2 protein-coding genes are annotated in these 2,244 nt (G+C 72.1%); one reads left to right on the forward strand and one right to left on the reverse strand.

Annotation, left to right across the window (positions count from 1 at the left end; translation table 11 throughout):
- Window positions 1–33: 33 nt before the first annotated feature.
- Window positions 34–348: a pyrimidine/purine nucleoside phosphorylase gene (gene ppnP, locus AC1D12_RS31395; RefSeq protein ID WP_465114516.1), complete on the reverse strand. Its 315-nt coding sequence runs from the start codon at window positions 346–348 to the stop codon at window positions 34–36.
- An 84-nt stretch (window positions 349–432) separates the two neighbouring features.
- Here ppnP and AC1D12_RS31400 point away from each other — a divergent pair, with 84 nt between their 5' ends.
- Window positions 433–2,160: a serine/threonine protein kinase gene (locus AC1D12_RS31400; RefSeq protein WP_477845100.1), complete on the forward strand. Its 1,728-nt coding sequence runs from the start codon at window positions 433–435 to the stop codon at window positions 2,158–2,160.
- Window positions 2,161–2,244: the final 84 nt, after the last annotated feature.

Here is a 2,244-nt window from a genome sequence, read left to right on the forward strand (position 1 = left end):
GCGGTGGGGGCGACTGAACTCGGCCGCGCCGTGTCAGCCGAAGTGGCAGACGTAATGCATCGTCTGCGTCACCTCGATGTCGAACGCCGACTGGCCCGGCACCGAGAACGACTCGCCGGCGCCGTACGACTGCCAGGCCTCGCTGCCATTCAGGCGGATGCGGCAGCCGCCTTCGACGACGTCCATCACCTCCGGCGCGCCGGTCGTGAAGCGCAGCGTGGACGGCAGGATCACGCCGACGCTCTTCTTGCTGCCGTCCGGCAACTCGATGCCGTGCGAGACGCACTTGCCGTCGAAGTAGACGTTGGCGCGGGTGGAAATGGTGGCGGTGATCTTGTCGGCGGGCATGGTCGGCTCGGTGAGGAAGGGAAGGGGATCGGCCGAGTGTAAGGGCCGGGTCGGAGGTGTCATGACGCCCGGTACACTGCCCCGATGAGCACACCGACCGGCAGCGCGGGACTTCAGGACGACGGGGACGCGCTGCGTCCCGGAACCCGGCTCGGCGAATTCGAGATCCTGCGCGTGCTCGGCGTCGGCGGCTTCGGCATCGTCTACCTCGCGATGGACCATGCGCTCGAGCGCCAGGTCGCGATCAAGGAGTACATGCCCGCCGCGATGGCCGCGCGCGGCGACGGCGAGCTGGTCTCGCTGCGCTCGCAGGCGCACCTCGAGACCTTCGGCATCGGGCTGCGCTCGTTCGTCAACGAGGCCAAGCTGCTCGCGCGCTTCGACCACCCGTCGCTGGTCAAGGTCTACCGCTTCTGGGAGGCCAACGGCACTGCCTACATGGTGATGCCGTACTACGCCGGCCGCACGCTGAAGGAAGAGCGCAAGGCGCTGGCCGGCGTGCCGAGCGATGCGTGGATCCGCGGCGTGATCGATCCGCTGCTGGGCGCGCTGCAGGTGCTGCACGACGAAGACGTGTTCCACCGCGACATCGCGCCCGACAACATCCTGCTGCTGCCGTCGGGCCTGCCGGTGCTGCTCGATTTCGGCGCCGCGCGGCGGGTGATCGGCGACCGCACGCAGACGCTGACCGCGATCCTGAAGCCCAACTACGCGCCGATCGAGCAGTACGCCGATGTCGGCCAGTTGCGCCAGGGGCCGTGGACCGACCTGTACGCGCTCGGCGCTGTGCTGCATTTCGTGATCACCGGGCGGCCGCCGGTGCCGTCGGCGGCCCGCGCGGTGCATGACGATGCCAAGCCGCTCGCCCAGCTCGACGAGGTGCAGCGCGGCACGATCGGCCAGCCGCTGCTGCGCACGATCGACTGGGCGCTCGCGGTGCGGCCGAGCCACCGGCCGCAGAACGTCGCGCAGTTCCGCGATGCGCTCGACGGCAGGCTGGTGCCGCCGGAGCGGGCGCCGGCCGATGGCGAGGCGACGCAGCCGGTGTCGCGCGAGCAGGTGCAGGCCGCGTGGTCGCCGACGCAGCCGATCGACGGGCAGCCCACGGTGTTCCAGCCGACGGTCGCGGCGCCGCGGCCGGCCGCGGTACCGGTGCCGGGTGTGAGTGCGAATGCGCACCGGGCGGCGGCAGCAACCGCTGACAAGACGGTGGTGTCGCCGCGTCGTGAGCCTGCCGAGCCTGTCGCGGTAGAGCCACCGAAACGCCGCGGCCTGCTGATCGCGGGCATCGCCGGTGTGGCCGTTCTGGCGATCGCGGCGGTGTTCGCGATGAAGGGGCGCGGCCAACCCGAGGTGCTGCCGGCGCTGGTCGAGCCCTCGGCCGCGCCGGCGGTGGCGATCGAGTTGCCGGCTTCCGCGCCGGTGGCCGCGGTGGTCGAGCCGGCGGCCATCGCGACACTGCCTGCGGTCATCGATGCCGCCGCCTCCGCGCCGGCTGTCCCGCAGCAGGCCGAGGTCAACACCGCCGCCGTGCCGGCGAAGCGCCGCCCCGAACCGAAGGCTGCCACGGCACCCGCAGAGCAAGCCGTTCAGCCGGCCGCCACCACGGCACCGGCCGCAGCCGCGCCTGCTGATCTGGCAGCCGGCCCGAAGACGCCCGGCGAAGCCTGCGGCGCACGCAAGTTCCTCGCACGCCTGACCTGCATCCTGCGCGAATGCGAGAGCAATCCGGCGTTCCACGACCACCCGCATTGCGTGCGCGCGAGGGAGCTCGAGGACGAGCGCAAGCGCAAGGAGCTGAACGGCGGCTGATGACCACCCCTCGCCCGGTGAGTACACCGGGCGGTCCCCCGAGGGGACGCGGGCCGGCTTGGGGCGGCCCGGCGCTCGGCCCGC

This window comes from Rhizobacter sp. P1_G5, from assembly GCF_056405435.1.